Origin of the sequence: Paenibacillus sp. sptzw28 (genome assembly GCF_019550795.1) — a bacterium.
Lineage (GTDB): Bacteria > Bacillota > Bacilli > Paenibacillales > Paenibacillaceae > Paenibacillus_Z.
The window spans coordinates 2,095,481-2,114,500 of record NZ_CP080545.1 but is presented as its reverse complement, the minus strand read 5'-3'; the positions used below and the strand labels follow the sequence as shown (position 1 = coordinate 2,114,500).

The window sequence follows — 19,020 nt, the reverse complement described above, 5'->3', positions numbered from 1 at the left end:
TCCTGATGGTTAGCGAACTGTCATTCATTTTGAGCGATTTCGCCTTGAAACGAGACGGTTTTTCTTTTGTATAGGGACGGTTTTTCCCCTATATATTTTTTGAATTTCCTATTGAAATAGTCGACGTTGGAGATTCCTACCCGGGAAGCAACCTGGTGAACCTTGAGACCGCTCTCAAGAAAAATTTTGGCATTTCGTATTCGCACCTTATCTAGATAAGTGCGGAAAGCGTCGCCTGTGGCATTTCTAAATAATCTGCCCAAGTATCCGCTATTATAATGAAACAGCTCTCCAAGCGTTTCCAACTTCAAATTCTCGTCGTAATGACGTTCTACAAAGTCCAATACTTGCTTGATAACCGATTCCCTGCAGTCCGATCCTATCCGATCGAGAAGAAGCATCAGCCTGTCTTCGAGCATCCGCTGTAGTGTCTTGTAATCGGGCTGCTCATAAATATGAGAAATCACAGATAAAGCGTCTTGTACAACGACGTATGCAATTTCATTGGTTTTCGACAGCTTGGTGAGCGTGAGCGAGATCCACTGTGAGGTCGCCGTTTTGACAGCCTGCTCGGCTCCGTCGTATTGCGCGATTGAATTCAGTCCTTCCTCAAGCACGCGACAGAGCAAGGATCGATTCCCTATATCGATGGCGTAGCACAGTTTGTCCGATAATGTACCGATATCAGGCGCCTCCTGCCGCATCATATTCGCTCTGTTGTCGTTATTTCCCCTCCCCCCCCAGTACAAAAGCTCTTTCTTTTGCAGCACTGCGACTTCGAAATCAGACTTCTTTTGCATCCGTTTTCCGATTCGCATCAATTCCTTCTCGATTTCAATTCCTTCTGCCGGTTTCAACAAATAAGAGGTTACCCCTAGTGAAATCGCAGTCTTGGCATAGTAGAAGTCTGAAAGACGACTTAAGATGACTATATGGCAATCCGAATCTGTCTTTCGAATTTCTTCCATCACTTGCAAGCCATCCATCACAGGGATGCTAATTTCGACGACGATCAGATCAGGCCGTAATTCATCATGCAAGAGCAACGCCTCCCTGCCATTACCTGCTTCACCGATGACTTCGAAACCGTGACGTTCCCAATCAACCGTCTCTTGCAATTGATGGCGTATTCCCTCTTCATGATCAACGAGAATGACCTTATGCAATGAGAATCCCCCTCTCCTTCAGACCGAAGAAAAGTAAAGGGCGCTCCCACGCCATCGATTGGGCTGCGTCCTCCATATTTCACACACAGAACCTGGAAGCGGTGCGTTTCGAAGGAGCCGCCAAGCGCGACGGCTCCTTCGAAACGGACCCGGTACGACAATCTAAATTACTGGATGCCCAAGTCCGCTTTCAGCTTGTCCTTGTCAGCCTTTACGGCCTTTTCGATGTCATCGGCGATTTGTTGAATCGCCGCTTTCGGGTCCTTGTTCTTCTCAATCGCTTCGTCGATGCCTTTATTCCAGATTTCCGACGCTTTGGCGTCCAGCGGGGTTGCGATAGACGTATCTGTTGAATTCTCCATAGCTTCCGCGCCGATTTCATTTATTTCTGTTCGCCTGTCAGCGGAGTCGTGAAGTCCTTGAATTTAGGGAACGACCATGCCGGCTTGTAGCCCGGAGCTCCGCCGCCTTCTACCCAAGCCTTCTGGCCTTCGTCCGATGCGAGCAGGAACTTGATGAATTCCCAGGCAAGCTCCTTGTTCTTGCTTTGCGACAGGATAGCTAACGTCGATCCGCTGCCGCAACCGCCTGCCCGAGCGGCAGGTGAGTCACTCTCCATTTGCCGACCGAATCCGGAGCCGCCTCCTGAATGTTTGCCCGCGATCCACTAGCCGTAATAAACCATCGCCAATTTACCGGATGCTACCGCTTGTTTACCCGGATCGCTCCAGAACGCGCTGTTATTAAGCGCAAGCCCCAATTGCTTCACCCGCTCGGCAAGCTTCAGACCTTCCACATATTTGTCTGTATTTCGGATAAAGTTCAGGTTTCAATCAAAGAAGCCTTCGCCGAGAGTAGAGATATCCACGTCCTGTTGAATTCGAGCAGATAGATGCCCTTCGCCTTGAGCGCTTGCGCCATGTCCAGGAATTGTTCCGGCTTGGACATATAGAAAGCAAGCTCCTTCGGATCGCTCGGGAAGCCGTTCTCCTCGAGTATATCCGCTCGATAGAATGACAATGTCGGCGGTGAGTCCCACGGCTAGCCAACTTGTTAGGATCGCCGTATATCCTAAAACACTGGATTATAATCGAACCAATCAAAGCGTGCCGGCGAGCCATGTCCCGTTTCGCACAACGCATACATCGCAACGATTACGCCCGTAAAGCCGCCTGCTACCTCCGTTGAGAGCAAATGCGATTCTCCCGAGCCTAATTCAAGTTCATCGGATTGATCCGGCTGGACGGAGAAGGCGAACCATTCCGGCCGAGCCTCTAACTTCAGTATGACAGAGCCCGCCGGGCAATCTAACACACTTTCCGTTCTCAGTGATCCTACGGTTCGCCTGAATACGATCACCTTGCGGCCTTCCTTGAGCTTGACGGCCAGGTCGTAGTGATACCTTGCGTTCATATATACGGTAAGTCCGGCTTCTTCACCGTCTCTTTCCGGCTCGTAATTCAGCAAGGCAGCTATGCTGCATGACAGGTGGCACAGCCTGCGGCCCACAAAAGCGGGAGCGCCGGCGTCGTCAAGCGACGTCTTATTCCCGCGCAGCACAAGATTCCCCGGACTTTCGTGAAGCGACCAGCTTTCCGGCGCCGGATTTCGCATGAAGATCCAGTCGAAACCCATCGTTGGTTCGTCGAAATCATCCCTGGTTGCCTTCAGCGGCCAACGGACTTCCGGCAGCTTCGGAGCCTCCATAAGGGGCTCGATGCGCCCGCCTTCACCGATGATCGGCCACCCGTCGGCTGTCCACGACACGGGTGCCAGGAAAGTCTCTCTGCCCAGATGATGCCGGAAGGGATAGGAAACAGGTCTGATGCCCAGGAATACCGCCCACCAGCTTCCGTCATGTGCCTGTACCAGATCCGCATGCCCGGTGGCGTGTATGCTGCTGTTCAAGCTTCTGTGAGACAAGATCGGATTATGGGGACACGGTGAATAAGGACCATAGGGAGAATCGCTTCTCGCTATTGTCGCCATATGGCCGTACTCCGTCCCGCCCTCGGATATCATCAAGTAATAAAGACCGTTAACCTTGTAAAGATGAGGGGCTTCCGGATAAGCCCCGCCGGTACCCTCCCAGATCAGAGTGCTCTCCGTCAGCATGCTTCCGGTTGAAATATCGATCTCGCATTGGTAGATACTGCCGTAACAAGCGTATTGAAAGTATACGCGGCCGTCCTCATCGAAGAACAGAGAAGGATCGATGCCTTCCTGCATGACAGGTACCGGATCGGACCAGGGACCCTCGGGCTGCTCGCTGCGGACATAGAAGTTGCCGATCCCGCTCACATTCGTCGTCACCACATAGAACCAGCCGTCGTGATGACGGATTGTCGGGGCATAGATCCCTCCCGAGCTCCCCGCGTTTGCCAGCGGCAGCTGCCGCTCGGTCATAAGACAATGTCCGATTTGGCGCCAATTGACAAGATCCTTGCTGTGAAATAGGGGGACACCGGGAAAATATTCGAAAGAGCTTGTCACCAGATAATAATCATCCCCGACCCGGCAGATGCTCGGGTCGGGATAAAAACCGGGAATAACCGGATTGCTATACTGCACAAAGGTACACTCCTATTCGTTCCAAAGCTTGACGCGATCCTGAACGTATTTCGTAAATCCTTTCTCCATTTTTTCCACGCCGGCTTTGATCAAATCCTGTTGGTAATCGTCCCAGATCTTATCGAACTGATCCGGTTTGGCCATAATGGCTTGAGGGATCCGCTTCCAGGTAATGTCCTTCATCTTGTTTTGCAGGATTGAGACCTCGTCGTCCGCCGGTACTGACAAGTTCCAAGCGGCGCCCCAAGGCTTCACCGGCAATTCTTGCATAGGTGTAAACAGATCCGCATAAGTCTTGGCGCCGTATGCCTGCAGGGTTTGCTTATCGGTATCGGAGTAGCCTTGAACGATTAGTTCCGGGAAATTCTTCGTATAGTAATTGCCGGTAGAATCCTTGACGCCGTCGCCGTATTTAAGGCTGTATCCATAAAAACCAATGCCGGATTCCTTGCTGAACGCCGTGTTGTCGTTGTTGATGCGATTCTGCACATCAGCCGGAACCACCCGTTTGCCGTTCTCCATGATGTATTGTTTTCCTTCAACACCCCAGTTGTTCAGGATTTGACCCTTCTCGGAAGCAAGGAAATCCAGGAACTTGATAGCGCGGACCGGGTCCTTGCAGCTCGTCGTAATGCCTACCCCCCAGCCGGCCATAAAGCCTGTCGACTGTAGACGGTTGTCCTTATATTTGTCGGACAGCATCACGGGAAAATACCCATAAGTTTGATCGAATTTGCCGTCTTTCTTAAGCGACTTCAAACCATCTCCGAAACTCCAGTCGGCATCGATCAACCCGATCACCCGTCCCGAAGCAATCTTTGCATTATATTGGTCGCTCTTCTGAACGAAAGTATCCTTGTCGAGCAGCCCGGTGTTAAACATATGGTTCAACCACTTGAAATAGTCCTTTTCACCTTCCGTGCGGTAGTGATAGGTTGCTTCATAGGTTTTCGGATCGATATACCATTCGCCGTCGCCGGCCTTCCCCGTCGAATCTGCAGCCGGGTTCGTAACGGAGATGTACGTATGCCAATCATCAGCATTGAGCGTCAGACCGATGTTTGGGTCCCCGTTTTCATTTGTGGGATGCTTATCCAGGTAGGATTTGATGACATTCTCGTAATCTTGCAGCGTCTTTATCGGCGGGTAGCCGGCTTCCTTTACCGCGCGGTGCTGGAGACTGAATCCGCCGGCTGCGACGAAGTTAACTTGATCGACGGCAGAGTAAGTCGGAATAACATAGATCGATTTGTCATCGTTGCTGTAGCGCAGACGCTTGATTTGATCGCCTAACATCTTTTTGATGTTGGGGGCGTGTTTGTCGATGAGATCGGTAAGATCAAGCATGGCCCCTGCGTCTACCAACTTGTTCAGTTCCGCCTTGGGACTGATCAGATCCGGGTATTGGCCGCTCGTTGCGATCAGAGCCACCTTTTGCGAAGCATCTCCTACCGGGAATTCGGCATCAAGCGTAACGCCCGTGAGCTTTGTGATTTCTTTGCCGACATCGTCCTGCATCTTGTTCCAGTTCGGATTAGGATCGGCACCGAAGAAGGAGAACGTGACCGGGCTCAAATCGTTATCGTTCGTCGAAGCTGCAGGCTGACCAGTATCCTCAGGCTTGTTAGTCGTGTTTCCACCGCAGCCTGCCAGCAGGCCAAGCGTAAGAGCCAACACCGTAACCACTTTCGCACTTCTACTAATCTTTGTTGTCATTCTTACTCTCCCCTTTTGAATTTCGTTTGATATTGTATAAACAGGCAGCCCTGTCGATACCGGATACGAGATCATCTAACTCTTTACAGCGCCGAGCGTCATGCCCCTGACGAAGTATCTTTGCACAAACGGGTAAACGAGCAGAATCGGAACTGTAACAACGATTGTAATGGCCATTTTGACGGAATCCGGCGATATCCGGTTCATGACTTGACTCATCGTCTGCGCGTTAGGGTCGCCGCCGGAGCCGAGCTGCGTGCTCTGCAAAACCTTCATTAGCTCGAATTGCAGCGTAGTCAAATGTTCACTAGAACCGTTATACAGGTAGGTGTCGAACCATGAATTCCATTGGCCGACCGCGAGGAACAGCGCGATCGTTGCAAGCGCCGGTTTCGTAAGCGGCAGAATAATTCGCCAGTATATCGTGAAATCGTTGGCTCCGTCAATCATGGCCGATTCTTGCATCTCGAATGGAAGCCCGTCAATGAAGGATCGGACGATGAACACATTGAAAGCGCTTACTATGCCCGGAAGCACGTACACTGCAAACGTCCCGAGCAGATGAAGATCTCTCATCAGGAGGTAGAATGGAATCAACCCTCCGGAGATATACATCGTAAGCGCCAGGTAGGTCGAGATGAATTTGCGTCCTTGAAAGTCCCTCCGGCTCAGCGCGTATGCCAGCATGGATGCGCTGATCAGTCCCAGAAGCGTTCCGACCAAGGTTCGCAGAATCGAGATTTTCAGACCGGTTAGGAGCCCCGGGAACGAAAAGATCAGCGAGTAATTCTCAAACGTCAGGTGGCGGGGAAATATCGTGATGCCTCCCTTCACCGTGTCCGTCGAATCGTTCAATGAAATGGCCAGCACGTTCAGAAACGGATAGAGCGTGCAAATTGTCGCCAGGAGGATGACCGTATAGACAAAAATATCGAAAAATCGGTCCGGCAAGTTCGCTCTCAAGCGGGTCTGTTTGTCCATCTATATTCTCCTTACATGATGCTTTCTTTCGTCAATTTCTTAAAAATGCCGTTTGATACAAAGAGCAAGATTAAACTGATAACGGAGTTGAAAATATTGATCGCGGTGCCGAACGAGTAGCGTCCCATACCGAGACCGTAATTTAATGCGTACAGATCGAGCACCTCGGATTTTTCCCTGACCAGGCTGTTTCCGAGGAGAAACTGTTTCTCGAAGCCGATGCTAAGTAAGTTACCAATCGACATGATCAGCAATATAATGATGGTCGAACGAATCCCCGGCAGCGTAATGTGCCAGATTTGCCGAATCCGGCTGGCCCCGTCTACACGAGCCGCTTCGTATAAATCGGCGCCGACGCCTGTTATGGCAGCGAGATAAATGATCGCGTTCCAGCCCGTCTCTTTCCAGACATCCGAGCTGGTGACGACGTACCAGAACAGATTCTCGTTGGCCATGAACTGTATGCGTTCATCGATAATGTGCCAACCGACCAGAAGATCGTTGACAACGCCGTCCGTAGCGAGCATCTTGGTTACAATTCCCGCAACGACTACCCAGGAAACAAAGTGAGGCAAATAAGAAACCGTTTGCACAAAACGCTTAAAGACAGAAACGCGTACTTCATTCAAGATAATGGCAAAGAAGATCGGGAACACGAACCCCGCAATTAGCCCCATCACACTCATGGCCATCGTATTCTTGAGTGCGTTATAGAACTGATCGTCCTGAAACAAAAGACGAAAGTTATCAAGACCGACCCATTGCTGTTCAAAGAAGGAACGTCCTACCCTAAACTTCTGGAACGCCATCGTCCATCCCCAAATCGGCAAATAACTGAATATAAATGCCCAAATGACAAACGGTACGGACAAGAAATAGAGATATTTCTGCCGAAGCAGGACATGCCAAAATCCTCTCTTCTTTACAGATCTGTCGTGTTGCACTGGTATCGAAGTCGAAGACAAACCTGCATCACTCCCCCAATTTCATAATGTTATATTTTCATTTCGGAATAGGTAGTGCTATATAGCATTGAATCTTAATTTTTTTGGTCGTCGGTCATCTCATCTCCTTTTTCCATTCGATATATGCTATTATTTTGTGTAAAGCATTCGATAGAGCCAATTATATTCTCTAGAAAATACGATGTAAATCACAAGATTTTGCAATATGAATATGAATAATTTGTGATTGCAGGGAGGTAAGAATGAGGGTTTACCATTATTTGCCTAGGCCTCGCGTTAACGGCTACGCATGTTACCCGGATTCCTTCGGGCATTACTATGACGAGCCGAATCATAGGGAGAATCGTTCGGCCGATCAATGCCCTGTCTGGAATCTGCATTTAATAACAAAAGGCAAGGGGTATGTGATTCAAGGGGATCGGAAGACGGCTTTGGGGGCGGGTACGGGCTTCCTTTATTACCCTCATATGCCCCAGCGCTACGAAGCAGATCCGGAAGACCCATGGGAATTTCGGTGGGTACACTTTGAAGGAGCGGGCATTAGTTCCCTGTTTAACAACGCGGATAGAGATGAGGTTTGGTTGTTTTCGTGGAAAGGGACAAAACGCTTGCCTGAGCTGCTGGACGAACTGCTGGCTTACGGCAACGATTTTGTACACGAGTATGAGAGACGTATTTCCGTTTTGCTTTATGAAATCATTGTAGAGCTGATACACGAAAGTGAAAGTTTGCATGCAGGCAGGACATCGCTGCTTCGGCAGAAGATGCTGCAGACGGCCGACTGGATACATGCGAATTGCCGCGGAACCATAACCTTGAAAGACATGGCGGAAATATCCGGTTACAGCGAATATTATGTAAGCAGGGAATTTCATCGGGTAATGGGGGTAAGTCCCGTAGAGTATTTATTGGAATGCCGAATCGTTCAAGCGAAACATCTGTTGGCTTCCACAGATTGGACCATGAAGCGTATCTCGGAATGGCTCGGTTTTTCACAGAGCTCATACTTTATCCGCAAATTTCGAGAGTCTCAAGGGATCACACCGGATCAATTCCGGAAGTTGGGGAGAGATGAATATACCATTCAAAAATAATAACTACAGAGTAGCCGGTTTCGGTATAAGATTCAGGTCGAGACGCGGGAATTTGGCTGCTGCTGCTTACCTAGGTTACTTGCCTTGGAACGGGAAGCCAATGTTTCCTTCGCCTCCCATTCCTCTCAAACAATTCTAGCTTGCTCTCCATGTCTTCGTTTAAAGAGTACAGCAGATAATAAGGTCCATTCACAACCCCGCGAAATGATTGTGGGTAAGCTTCATACTCCTCACGAGTAAGCAGGGGATAAATTCTCGCGCTCTTATTCGCGCGTTCTTGTGCCATTTTCTTGATTGCATCCTTAAATTCGTCCATGACGGAAAGAACAGATGCCTTTTGTTCATTGTACAAACAGAATCTCATATCTTAGCTCCCTCACTTTTGCATGTGCTGGAACTCCTCACGTAACCAGAGATACGCCTTGCTCGAAAGAGAAGCAGGCATTCATCCTGCTTCTCCATGAAACCCGATAGAATATTATATTTTGCCGATAAGATACTCTTGTTTTCCGTCCCGCAAAAATACCGGAATCGTGCTTAGAGGAGCTTCAACATTCCGGGTTGCCTCCTGCGAAACCTCCGATATCCGTCGTCCCCGCCATTCCCATATGAAGTCCTGCCACGATTTGTTTTCTGAAATCTTCATAGGAAGAATGAATATCTCCCGACCATACTAATGCGCCATAGCGTTGGCTGCCTGCCCAAGCGCATCGGACCAGGTTTACGATATTATCCTGTCCCTCCGCCTGCATGCCGTCATAAAAGGTTCTGGAGTAGTGCTGCGGATATATATTTCCGATTTGAACATTCGGTCCCATACGTAGCGGTAATTATCAAAGTCATACACATCGTATTCCGGTTCTGCTTCAGGTGCTTTCCGCAACCCATTCCGTCCGATTATTCGCGAAGTTCACTTTTCCGATCGCCGGATTATGCCATAAGAAGCCGTACCCTTTACTGGAATAAAGAACGGAACGCTGGCTTGGGAATTACGATGGGCCAATTCAAGCGTGGAGCCTTTCAAATCAAAGGTTTCCTGTTGGTATTGACCCATTCCGTAGATTCTCTCACCGTCATTCCCGGCGAAGGAAACCGTTAATTGATGATCCCCTCCGATAATCGGCTTGAATGCTCTTGACCGAAGCTTCAAAGCACCGCCGCCGCCTATTTCCTGAAGCAATAATTCACCTTTATCATTGTAAAAAGAATGCGTCCCGGCGTATCCCACCATGATTGTCTGACCACTGCCGTTATCTTGCCGTTCTGAATGGAAGCCGTTTGAGTATCGCGATCGATCTCAATGACAGCCTCCGCACCGCCGTTCACAGGCAGCAAGGCAAAGTCCGTATCCATTATTTCACCCATCATTCGGGAGCGGATACGTAAACTGTTATCCCCCCAGGCTTCAATTTGCAACGTTTCTCCGTTAAACTCAAAAATCAGTTTCCCATTTCCGACATATACCCTCTATGTGAATGTAGTCAATATCTACATATCCATTGTCAGATTTGTTGTTATAGTTGAAAAAACCAATATAATCGCCCCTGTAATCCTTGCCTTTAAGCCTGATTTTATCCCCTGCAGCGGCAAAGTTTACTCCATCAAAGCTATATGAAAAAATATTGATATAGTCAAAATCCCACTCCGATTTAAACCATATATGGTTACATCCTGGCTGCATTACGCAAATAACCTCTGCTATTTCATTTGTCATAAACCTAATCGTTCGTTTCCCGTCTTCTATAGAAACTCCAACCGAGGCAAAAGATCCCCCGGCAGCATGAAGCATTCCTGAGTTTTGGCCCTCTTCCATACCTGATAAATCAAACTTTGTTATTGCAGTATTTTTTTCATACCTATAGTTCCTTTGCAAGAGAGTATTTCCAGCCGTCTCTATCTTGTCCACTACTAGAGGTTTGAAAGCATAGAGTCGCAGGTAACCCGGACGCTCCTGTAAGGACCACATATCACTTCTCGGTTGGAAATTCCACATCCATTGAAGCCCCAGCTCGTTTTTGTTAAAATCATCACTTGTTTCGGGAACTACCCTTGCTGTTTCAGGGAATGGTTTTTTTAAGTCCTGCCATATCATCCTTCCCTCACTTTGTTCGCTCTTGACTAAAGGCCATTCGTCCTCCCATACAATGGGCAACAGGCTGCATGGGCGTCCATCAACATCATTCTGGCCATGGTGCGTGAAGAAATACCACTTATGCCCCTCCGGTGTGATTGCATCTATTAAATTTCCCTGGCAAGGTTCCCGATAGCCTTCAACAATCGGAAAAGGTATATGCTCATATTTGCCGGGATTTTCAAAACTTCCTGCGCTACCATCATTGTGTGTTCCATAAATACAGCTTGATTTCATAATCCAAGCCATTCTCACATGTCTGCCGTCAATAATATAACAGCCGTTATGCAAAAAATAATATTTACCGTTCTTTTTGAAAATCTTATTTGCCTCCGGTACGCATTCCAAAGGATTATATTCATCATTAGAACAATGTACAAGTACCCCATCATCCTGCAGCATGATGCCATCCTCAGAAAGTTTGAATAGCCACGACTTATAATTATTAGCAAAATTTGTGCCTATAAAATACCCTTGTCCATCATCATCCCATAGCACTGTGCAATCATCCCAGCCAAATTTAAAGCTGCTTCCATCCTGTTTCTTCACTTCATACACATCACTCCATTGTCCAAAAGGATTCTTTGTCTTTACCATGAAGAATCCTTCATCAGGAGTTCCGAAATGTATGAAAAATGTACTGTTAATTTTATTGTAGGTTATGCAAGGAGCCCATATGCCTCTGGAATACCCATCCATTTTATCCCAATTAAACCGTGGATTGATTTGTGTTAGATCCCTTACTGCATGATTTATTATTGTCCAATTTATCAGATCGCTCGAATGCAGGACCACAAGTCCCGGAGATAGTTGAAACGTCGAGCTGATTAAAAAGTAATCTTGTCCGACCCTAATGATATCAGGATCAGAATAATCTCCAGCAAGCACAGGATTATTGTAAGTTCCATCGCCTTGATCTCCCCAATTGCCTTGATACGAGCCTTTATCGAATAATTCCGTTGTAGAACTTTCCAGTTTAATCATAATTAATCAAATCCCCTCAGTGTACTGCAAAGCTGTTTTGGTGACTCCAATTTTGACTCATTTGCAATCACCCTTGAAGTGATTTTTGAGTCTGATGCTGAAAATAACGGACAGGGTAAGCTCGCCTTCAAAGCGGCTATACTTAAATTGAATGCGGTTTTTTCTATTTTCGTCAAAATGAGTACTTTATTCGCAATTTACCTATTCGGCATCAGCTGTTAAACCATTTTTGTCTTATCTCAAGTTTTTAGCCCTTGTCCAAAACTAGTCGGTCTTTAACCCAATAATAACAGCATAATCTAACAATAAAATATTAGATTATTGTGTATTTAATTTGCTGTCATCAACTTATACTGCGCCGCACCTGAAAACAAGCATCCCTATCAATCTTCAGCTCTAAGATTTAACTCAAACTCCTTGTTGCGATCACAGATCAGCACACCGTCCACAACTTCCAGCTTGGCCACCTGAATGGACGAGCGACGTGTTTCATAGTTCAAATCTTCATTATGCCCATTAACACGGCCAGGATGAGTGAAATAGAAAATATACCCCTCTTCTCCTTGTACGACCACATCTGCGTGAAGGCCGATCGTCCCGTCATCCTTACGCATGCCAGGTTGGTCGAGAATGATTCCGTTTCGTTCCCATGTCTGAAGGTCATCGGAACGGAAAACACCCTGTCCTCTCCATTCATCTATGATAAGCCAATAATATCCTTTTAAGTGAAACACATTCGGTCCTTCGTGGTTTCTTTCGGTTATCACCGGACCAATCGGCTGCCAATCATACAGATCCTTGCTCTCGGCAGCGTAGGTATGATTCCACTGTTTAAACCACATTCGAAACGTGCCGTTCGGCAGCCGGTACACACAGGCATCAATCACGTTCTCCTCACTAATTCCAAGTGTGGACTGGAACTCCCAACGAATAAGGTCGGGGCTTGTATAATGCCTGATACTAGCCTTGCCCGTCCAATCTTCCGGTACGCCGTGGACGTAAGTGACATACATATGGTATAGCCCATCATGCCAAATGATTTCAGGCGCCCAGAACGTATTTCTGCCCCAGCCTGTTTGGAGACCTTCCAGGGTTCCCCGGTATAACCAGGTTGATCCGCCATCCGATGAAGAAGCAACACCGAGATCGGTGCCATGCACCCATCCGAATTTCGGACCTTCCTGCGTTGCGCGGCGGTTCGTATAGATCATCCACCATTCCTTGGCCTGCCGATTCCAAATTACTACAGGATCTGCCGCACCGTCATAGATGGGATCCCTAAACAATGGCGATTTCATTCATTTTCCACTCCTCTTTTAGCTCTTAGCGCGTCTTGAGCTGTTGAACTTTAGAACCCTTCTCCCATTCAGTTGTTGTAAACCAATTGTGCAATAGGTTTGCGCAAAATGGCAAAGCCCCGCTTCCTGCCCGTCTGCCATGCCGCCGATCTCTATTTTTACGGTTGCCGCATTGTGAACGGTTCTAATCCTCCAGAACCGAGTCATCCATTCCATTCTAAAATTTGGGTTTTTAAATTCGGAAAATCCGGAACAAGCCATCATGTTCCGGACATCCGCTGGTCATTCAGTGACGCTGCAAACTATTCGTTCATTACAGCCGCTATTTCTACGGCATTGCGCTTTTGCCGGCAACCCGACTCGCGCCGCCAACCAATATTCAATTCCAACCATTTCCAGTTGCATCAATTGCCCTCGTCGTACTGCTTGTCTCGTCAAACGGCAGCTGCGCCATGGTCACGGTATCGCCTGTCGCTCCGCGTTTAGGGTTGTTAAAATATTACCGCTTTCAACACAACCTGTTCCCCACCCGACTATAAACGCTTTCACATTAATGAACAGGATGAACAATTTCGGACATCGGAATCCGTACGATTGGGGCTCTTACCCGGTTACTCCGGTATGATGGTGTAACTTTTTCCTTCGACTGCCTCGAACTCATATCGTCCGCTTGCAGTCAGATTCGTCAGAACAGGCTGATTGTTCTCCAGGATGCGGACCGGTCGCCCAACCTGAATTCTGCATGTCCGGGTTATGGAAGAGCGGATCTCGGCATGGGTGAGTTCCCCGTTCTCCCAGGCCAGGTCGATCCCGAATCCTCCTCGCCCTCTCAGTCCCTTGATATAGCCGCTGTTCCAGGCATCCGGCAATGCCGGCAGCAGCTGGATTTCTCCCTGGTGCGATTGCACCAGCAGCTCTGCGATCCCGGCAGTCGCCGCGAAATTGCCGTCAATCTGGAACGGTGGATGCGCATCGAAGAGATTGGCGTAAACTCCTCCGCCAGCATGATTGCCCGGCTCGTCTTCCTTCACGAGCGTCAGCAGGTTGGATAACAGACGGTGCGCACGGTTGCCATCCTTGAATCTAGCCCACAGTCCTACTTTCCATCCGAGGCTCCAGCCTGTGCCGCCATCTCCTCTTATTTCAAGCGACTTTCTTGCGGCAACGAACAGACGAGGCGTCTCTGTTTCCGTTAGCTGTCTGCCGGGGTAAACGCCAAACAGATGGGACACATGCCGATGATGAACGTCTTCATCCTCAAAGTCCTTATACCATTCCTGCAGCTGTCCGTGTTTGCCGATTTGGAGCGGCTGAAGCTTCGCGCGCGCATCGGCTAATTTCGACCGGAAAGCTTCATCCGTACCGAGAATTTCAGACGCTTCGATGCAATTCGTAAATAAATCCCAGATGAGCGAAATGTCCATCGTTGCCGAACGGCTTACCGCATAATGCTTGCCGTCTATGACGAATTTATGTTCGGGCGAGGTCGAAGGCGCGGTTTGCAAATAACCCTGATCGTCTTCGTACAGCCAATCGAGACAGAACATGGCGGCTCCCTTCATTAAAGGGTAGGCCTTATCTCGAAGGAATACACGGTTCTGAGCGAACGCGAAGTGCTCCCACAAATGCTGTGCCAGCCATACGCCCCCCATCGGCCAGTACGCCCACACCGGATCACCGTCGCCGTAATCGCCTACCGGAGCAGAATGGGCCCATATGTCCGAATTATGGTGCGCCACCCATCCCTCGGCCCCATAATTGACCGCCGCGGTTTGGCTGCCACTTAATGCGAGCCGTTCGATATAATCAAACAACGGCCCGTGACACTCTGCCAAATTGCACGTCTCGGCAGGCCAGTAGTTCATTTCCGCATTGATGTTCAGCGTGTAATTGCTGCTCCACGGTGCGCGCGTCTGGTCATTCCAGATTCCCTGCAGGTTCGCAGGCTGCGTCCCCGGCCGGGAACTGGCGATCATCAGATAGCGCCCGTAATGAAACAGCAGCTCCACAAGTCCGGGATCGCTCGCGCCAAACTGCGCAATCCGCTTATCCGTCGGCATGTCCGGCGGTGCGATACTTTCCCCCAGTTTCAAGGTGACCCGATTGAAAAGCAGTCCATGGTCGGCAGCATGCTTGTCCCGAAGCCGCCCGTAGTCTCCGTCTTTGACTTTATCGAGGACGGATTTGGCGAAGGCCCCAGGATTCCGCTCCTTGTCCGGCGCGCCGCTTTTCCCGTCGTAATTGGTGGCAGCGCTGAAAAGCAAGGTTGCGTTCGTGGCCCCGGTAACGTGATACCCGTCATGGTCGACGCTCAGCTTGCCACCTTCACACGCAACATACAGCCGGCCATGAAACTTAAGCGACTTCTGTTCCTCGGCATCTCCGTATTGTATCGGATTGTCGCTTGGGTAATAATTGGGCCATACATGCTCCGGAGCGATTCCTTCGATGACAAAATCCCCCTCGGAAACCTCAGACCGAAAGCGCAGCGGGCTGTCCAGCCGGGCGTGAAAACTGAGACTTCCCTGTTTGCTGGACCGAAGACGTATCGCAATGACTTGATCGGGAAATGAAGCAAACACCTCGCGCGAATAACGAACATCGCCGATGGAGTATTCAACCAGCGACAGCCCCCGTTCCAAATCCAGCTGCCTTCTATAGTCCCTGTACACGTCGCCGTGCTCCATCACGAGCCTCAGATCTCCAAACGGCAGGTAGGACTGCGTATACGGCCCCATCATTTCTTTGCAGAGCCGGTCAGCCTCTGCATAGTTGCCTTCCTCAATTTGTTTTCGCACTTCAGGCAAAACCTGAATAGCCCGCGGATTCGTACCGTCTTTCGGATAACCGGACCACAGCGTATCTTCATTCAGTTGAATGCGTTCGCATTCCACGCCCCCGAAGACCATCGCTCCCAATCTGCCGTTACCTACCGGCAGCGCTTCCGTCCAGTATACGGCGGGCAAACTGTATTGCAGCTTCATGGAAATCCCCCTGATTCATTTACAGTGTAACGATCGCTTTGATAACCTTGGATGCCGGATTCAGCCAATCTTGAAACCTGTCCATCATCTGTTCGAATGGCGCGTTATGCGTCATATAAGCATCTGTCTGAAGTCGGCCTTCCTGGATCAGATCGATCACGTACAGGAAGTCCTCACGTGTTGCATTTCTGCTGCCGAGCAGCGTGGCCTCCCGTTTGTGGAACTCCGGATCGTCCAGGGGAATTTCCCCTTTAACAAGGCCGACATAAACCAATCGGCCGCCGTGTGCCATGTAACGAACGGCTTCCGACATGGAGCGGGCATTGCCGGTCGCATCGAACACAACGGTCGGATATTCCCCGTTTGTCAGTTCTTCGATTGTTGAGGCAGGGTTTTCCGTCGCATGTACCGTTCCGTCAACATGTGCCCAAGCTTTGCAGAAAGAAAGCCTCTCCTTGTCGATATCCATTGCGATTACCTTGGCGCCTTGAAGTTTTGCGATCGCCATGACGCCAAGACCGATCGGACCTCCGCCAATGACTAATGCAGTCTCTCCTGACTGCAATGCCGACCTGCGCACGGCATGGGCCCCGATACTCAGCGGTTCGACGATTGCAGCCTGATCGAGCGTTAGCGAATTGGCCTTCAGCAGATGTGTAACCGGCACGGAGAGCAGCTCCTTCATACCGCCGTCGGTATGGACACCAAGTACCCGCATGGATGTGCAGCAGTTCGTCTTTCCGTTCCTGCAAGCGATGCAGATCCCACAATGCAGATAAGGAATAATACTGACTTGATCACCGGCATGCAAACCCGCATCATTGTCCCCGATCCACTCGATGATGCCGGACAGCTCATGTCCAAGAATTCGCGGATACGTGAAGAAGGGTTGATTCCCTTTAAAAGCATGAATGTCGGTTCCACAAATGCCGATACGTTTGATCCGCACGATCCCTTCCCCGGTAACGGGGGACGGTTCTGGAAGTTCGATCCGTTTAAACTGCCCGACTTGTTCGCAGACGATAGCTTTCACAGTTTTTATTCTCTCCTTTTGGTACTAAAGATTAATATCAGTATTGTATGCCTGGATACCGCTGGACCAGGTTTTATCTTTGATAGGCTCCAATATCCCCAGCACTTCGTGGAGCAATTCATGGTCAATCGGCTCCGTGACCCATGCCGCATTCTTGCGAATATTGGCCGGATTGGCCGTGCTGACGAGCGTAGTTGGAATTCGTTCGTTCATGGTTGAGAATTGTATAGCGAGTCTGGAAATATCTTCGCCTTGCTCCGCGCAATACTCCGCAGCCTGTCGGCAAATCCGCTTGATTTCATCGCCTGCCGGATGCCAGTCCGGTGTACCGCGCGTGCCTAGCAGTCCCATCGAGAGCGGGGATGCATTCACAAGACCGACCCCTTTCTCCTCGATGAGCGGCAGAAGCCTCAGCAGCGTTGTGTCGCTCAGGGAGTAGTGACAATAGGAGATTATCGCATCCGCCTGAACATGAGGGAGGAATGTCTCGAAGAGACGGATCGGCAGGCCGCAGATTCCCGTATTGCGGATTTTGCCTTCCCGCTTAAGCCTATCAAGTGCGGGGAAAGCCTCCTCATACAAGATTCCAGGCTCAACAAACTCGATATCGTGGAGAAATAGAATATCGAGATAATCGGTATGAAGTCTTGCAAGGCTTTCTTCCACACTTGCGACGATCCGCCGACCGGAAAAATCGAAGGTATCAGGTCCATACCTGCCTGCTTTGGAAGACAGATAATAGCGGCTGCGCGGAACTTCCCGGATTGCCTTCCCAAGCACGGACTCCGCTTTCGTTAACCCGTAGTAAGGAGCTACGTCGATATAATTGATCCCGGCGTCAAGCGCCTCATGAACCGTGCGGATGCCTTCTGCATCATCAATGTCGCGAAACACGGATCCAAGCGACGATGCGCCAAAGCTTAGGATGGAAACGTCCATTCCGGTATTCCCGAGCTTCCTGTATTTCATATATACCTTCCCTCTCAACGATTAAAATGTGATCGTTCTTTACCCCAATAATAACAGCATAATAAAACAATAAAATATAAGATTATTGTGTATTTATGCTCTTATTTGCTATCATCAATTATAGTGTCGAGGAGGGGATTCGAAATGAAAGCAATTCACAAAAGATTAAGCGAGGGAAATAAAATCCCTGTGGTCCTTGTTTACAAGGATACCAAGACTCCCCAGATGGAACTTCCCCACCATCTGCACGACTGGCATGAAATCATCTATGTATATTCCGGAAAAGGTACTCTGCTGGTCAACCACACTTTTTACGAGATGAACGAAGGCGACCTGTTTCTCATTCCCGGCAATACCGTACACCGCGCTTTTCCCGACGAATACAACCCTGTAACATCGAGCGCCCTCTTCTTCAGCCCAGCCTTGATCCAGCCGCTGGAGTTGGGGGAACAGGGCTCCATTCTCCGCTGTCTCGAGAATGCAAGGCGAAACAAGCAGTACAAATTAGAAACACCGCAATCGGAACGTGCTTCTATTACATCCTTCGTTGCTTCCATCCATGAAGAGCTCGGTAAAATGATGGCATATTATCAAACCGCTGTTCAAATCCGGGTCTGCGACCTGCTGCTGACGTTAAACCGTATTTCTTTGCCAGGCACCTCAGCCAAGGGGGATTCAATGCTTGAGCCTTTATGGATGCGGGAAACCTTATCATACATGGATACCAATATCGGCGATCCTAACATGACACTTTCCGCACTGTCCAAAAGGGCTGCGATCACACCGTCACACTTCTCCAGGGTGTTCAAACAACTGACCGGTATGAACGTTACGGAATATGTCGTGGTCAAGCGAGTCATGCTGGCGAAAGAACTGCTGGTACGTACGGATGACAGCATCAAAACCATATGTGAAAAATGCGGGATGGAGAGCGAGTCGTACTTTTATCATAAATTCAAGCTTATTACAGGCATGACACCGAAGGCTTACAAAACGCTGCATCGGATATAGCTGCGATGCAAGCAGCTTTAAAGGCAAGAAGTACGAAGTCGCGGTAGCGCCCACACAGCCGGGTCGGATGAATTAAAGCTTGCTTGACTTGTAAGAACCTGGCTGCTTCGGTCCGGA

19 protein-coding genes are annotated in these 19,020 nt (G+C 49.2%); 2 read left to right on the top strand and 17 right to left on the bottom strand.

What is annotated here, in order from left to right; translation table 11 throughout:
- Positions 1-20: 20 nt before the first annotated feature.
- The 9 genes from KZ483_RS09300 to KZ483_RS09265 all read right to left on the bottom strand — a co-directional run bounded on the left by KZ483_RS09300 (position 21) and on the right by KZ483_RS09265 (position 7,378).
- Positions 21-1,166 (bottom strand): response regulator transcription factor, encoded by a 1,146-nt coding sequence (locus tag KZ483_RS09300; RefSeq protein ID WP_220352363.1) that lies wholly within the window; start codon positions 1,164-1,166, stop codon positions 21-23.
- 167 nt (positions 1,167-1,333) lie between these two features.
- Positions 1,334-1,528, bottom strand: a complete 195-nt coding sequence (locus KZ483_RS09295) for a hypothetical protein (protein ID WP_220352362.1) — start codon at positions 1,526-1,528, stop codon at positions 1,334-1,336.
- A gap of 20 nt (positions 1,529-1,548) precedes the next feature.
- A complete protein-coding gene (locus KZ483_RS09290) occupies positions 1,549-1,785 on the bottom strand; it encodes an extracellular solute-binding protein (protein ID WP_220352361.1) in 237 nt (78 codons plus the stop codon).
- Between the two features lie 48 nt (positions 1,786-1,833).
- Positions 1,834-1,962, bottom strand: a complete 129-nt coding sequence (locus KZ483_RS28425; protein WP_258881613.1) for a hypothetical protein — start codon at positions 1,960-1,962, stop codon at positions 1,834-1,836.
- 26 nt (positions 1,963-1,988) lie between these two features.
- The gene (locus tag KZ483_RS09285; RefSeq protein ID WP_220352360.1) at positions 1,989-2,186 is read right to left on the bottom strand and encodes a hypothetical protein; all 198 of its coding nucleotides are present in this window, start codon (positions 2,184-2,186) and stop codon (positions 1,989-1,991) included.
- A gap of 51 nt (positions 2,187-2,237) precedes the next feature.
- On the bottom strand, positions 2,238-3,737 hold the full coding sequence (locus KZ483_RS09280) for a glycoside hydrolase family 43 protein (protein WP_220352359.1): 1,500 nt from the start codon (positions 3,735-3,737) through the stop codon (positions 2,238-2,240).
- Positions 3,738-3,749: 12 nt separating this feature from the next.
- Positions 3,750-5,453 (bottom strand): ABC transporter substrate-binding protein, encoded by a 1,704-nt coding sequence (locus tag KZ483_RS09275; RefSeq protein ID WP_220352358.1) that lies wholly within the window; start codon positions 5,451-5,453, stop codon positions 3,750-3,752.
- Positions 5,454-5,528: 75 nt separating this feature from the next.
- Positions 5,529-6,434 carry a carbohydrate ABC transporter permease gene (locus tag KZ483_RS09270; RefSeq protein WP_220352357.1) on the bottom strand — a complete coding sequence of 302 codons (906 nt, stop codon included), beginning with the start codon at positions 6,432-6,434 and terminating at the stop codon, positions 5,529-5,531.
- A gap of 11 nt (positions 6,435-6,445) precedes the next feature.
- Positions 6,446-7,378 (bottom strand): ABC transporter permease, encoded by a 933-nt coding sequence (locus KZ483_RS09265; RefSeq protein ID WP_258881612.1) that lies wholly within the window; start codon positions 7,376-7,378, stop codon positions 6,446-6,448.
- Between the two features lie 263 nt (positions 7,379-7,641).
- Here KZ483_RS09265 and KZ483_RS09260 point away from each other — a divergent pair, with 263 nt between their 5' ends.
- Complete coding sequence (locus KZ483_RS09260; RefSeq protein ID WP_220352355.1) at positions 7,642-8,493, top strand: AraC family transcriptional regulator; 852 nt, start codon at positions 7,642-7,644, stop codon at positions 8,491-8,493.
- A gap of 548 nt (positions 8,494-9,041) precedes the next feature.
- On the opposite strand, the gene KZ483_RS09255 is transcribed toward KZ483_RS09260, so the two are convergent.
- The 8 genes from KZ483_RS09255 to KZ483_RS09215 all read right to left on the bottom strand — a co-directional run bounded on the left by KZ483_RS09255 (position 9,042) and on the right by KZ483_RS09215 (position 17,892).
- The gene (locus KZ483_RS09255) at positions 9,042-9,311 is read right to left on the bottom strand and encodes a TIM-barrel domain-containing protein (protein ID WP_220352354.1); all 270 of its coding nucleotides are present in this window, start codon (positions 9,309-9,311) and stop codon (positions 9,042-9,044) included.
- Positions 9,312-9,403: 92 nt separating this feature from the next.
- Positions 9,404-9,673: a hypothetical protein gene (locus tag KZ483_RS09250; RefSeq protein WP_220352353.1), complete on the bottom strand. Its 270-nt coding sequence runs from the start codon at positions 9,671-9,673 to the stop codon at positions 9,404-9,406.
- Positions 9,658-9,909, bottom strand: coding sequence for a hypothetical protein (locus KZ483_RS09245; protein ID WP_220352352.1), 252 nt, complete (start codon positions 9,907-9,909; stop codon positions 9,658-9,660). Before KZ483_RS09245 ends, KZ483_RS09250 begins: the two co-directional genes overlap by 16 nt.
- A gap of 16 nt (positions 9,910-9,925) precedes the next feature.
- Positions 9,926-11,608, bottom strand: coding sequence for a glycoside hydrolase family 43 protein (locus tag KZ483_RS09240; protein WP_220352351.1), 1,683 nt, complete (start codon positions 11,606-11,608; stop codon positions 9,926-9,928).
- A gap of 383 nt (positions 11,609-11,991) precedes the next feature.
- Complete coding sequence (locus KZ483_RS09235; protein WP_220352350.1) at positions 11,992-12,906, bottom strand: glycoside hydrolase family protein; 915 nt, start codon at positions 12,904-12,906, stop codon at positions 11,992-11,994.
- A 611-nt stretch (positions 12,907-13,517) separates the two neighbouring features.
- The gene (locus tag KZ483_RS09225) at positions 13,518-15,890 is read right to left on the bottom strand and encodes a glycoside hydrolase family 95 protein (protein ID WP_220352348.1); all 2,373 of its coding nucleotides are present in this window, start codon (positions 15,888-15,890) and stop codon (positions 13,518-13,520) included.
- Positions 15,891-15,909: 19 nt separating this feature from the next.
- Positions 15,910-16,923 (bottom strand): zinc-binding alcohol dehydrogenase family protein, encoded by a 1,014-nt coding sequence (locus KZ483_RS09220; RefSeq protein ID WP_220352347.1) that lies wholly within the window; start codon positions 16,921-16,923, stop codon positions 15,910-15,912.
- Positions 16,924-16,947: 24 nt separating this feature from the next.
- Positions 16,948-17,892 (bottom strand): aldo/keto reductase, encoded by a 945-nt coding sequence (locus KZ483_RS09215; RefSeq protein ID WP_220352346.1) that lies wholly within the window; start codon positions 17,890-17,892, stop codon positions 16,948-16,950.
- Between the two features lie 144 nt (positions 17,893-18,036).
- Between KZ483_RS09215 and KZ483_RS09210 the strand changes: the two genes are divergently transcribed.
- Positions 18,037-18,903 carry an AraC family transcriptional regulator gene (locus KZ483_RS09210; protein ID WP_220352345.1) on the top strand — a complete coding sequence of 289 codons (867 nt, stop codon included), beginning with the start codon at positions 18,037-18,039 and terminating at the stop codon, positions 18,901-18,903.
- Positions 18,904-19,020: the final 117 nt, after the last annotated feature.

Bases quoted from the DNA above. Each gene is read 5' to 3' on its own strand.
- KZ483_RS09235 (WP_220352350.1), bottom strand. From the start codon at position 12,906: ATGAAATCGCCATTGTTTAGGGATCCCATCTATGACGGTGCGGCAGAT.
- KZ483_RS09295 (WP_220352362.1), bottom strand. From the start codon at position 1,528: ATGGAGAATTCAACAGATACGTCTATCGCAACCCCGCTGGACGCCAAA.
- KZ483_RS09255 (WP_220352354.1), bottom strand. From the start codon at position 9,311: ATGGGACCGAATGTTCAAATCGGAAATATATATCCGCAGCACTACTCC.
- KZ483_RS09275 (WP_220352358.1), bottom strand. From the start codon at position 5,453: ATGACAACAAAGATTAGTAGAAGTGCGAAAGTGGTTACGGTGTTGGCT.
- KZ483_RS09240 (WP_220352351.1), bottom strand. From the start codon at position 11,608: ATGATTAAACTGGAAAGTTCTACAACGGAATTATTCGATAAAGGCTCG.
- KZ483_RS09260 (WP_220352355.1), top strand. From the start codon at position 7,642: ATGAGGGTTTACCATTATTTGCCTAGGCCTCGCGTTAACGGCTACGCA.
- KZ483_RS09290 (WP_220352361.1), bottom strand. From the start codon at position 1,785: ATGGAGAGTGACTCACCTGCCGCTCGGGCAGGCGGTTGCGGCAGCGGA.
- KZ483_RS09210 (WP_220352345.1), top strand. From the start codon at position 18,037: ATGAAAGCAATTCACAAAAGATTAAGCGAGGGAAATAAAATCCCTGTG.
- KZ483_RS09215 (WP_220352346.1), bottom strand. From the start codon at position 17,892: ATGAAATACAGGAAGCTCGGGAATACCGGAATGGACGTTTCCATCCTA.
- KZ483_RS09270 (WP_220352357.1), bottom strand. From the start codon at position 6,434: ATGGACAAACAGACCCGCTTGAGAGCGAACTTGCCGGACCGATTTTTC.
- KZ483_RS09225 (WP_220352348.1), bottom strand. From the start codon at position 15,890: ATGAAGCTGCAATACAGTTTGCCCGCCGTATACTGGACGGAAGCGCTG.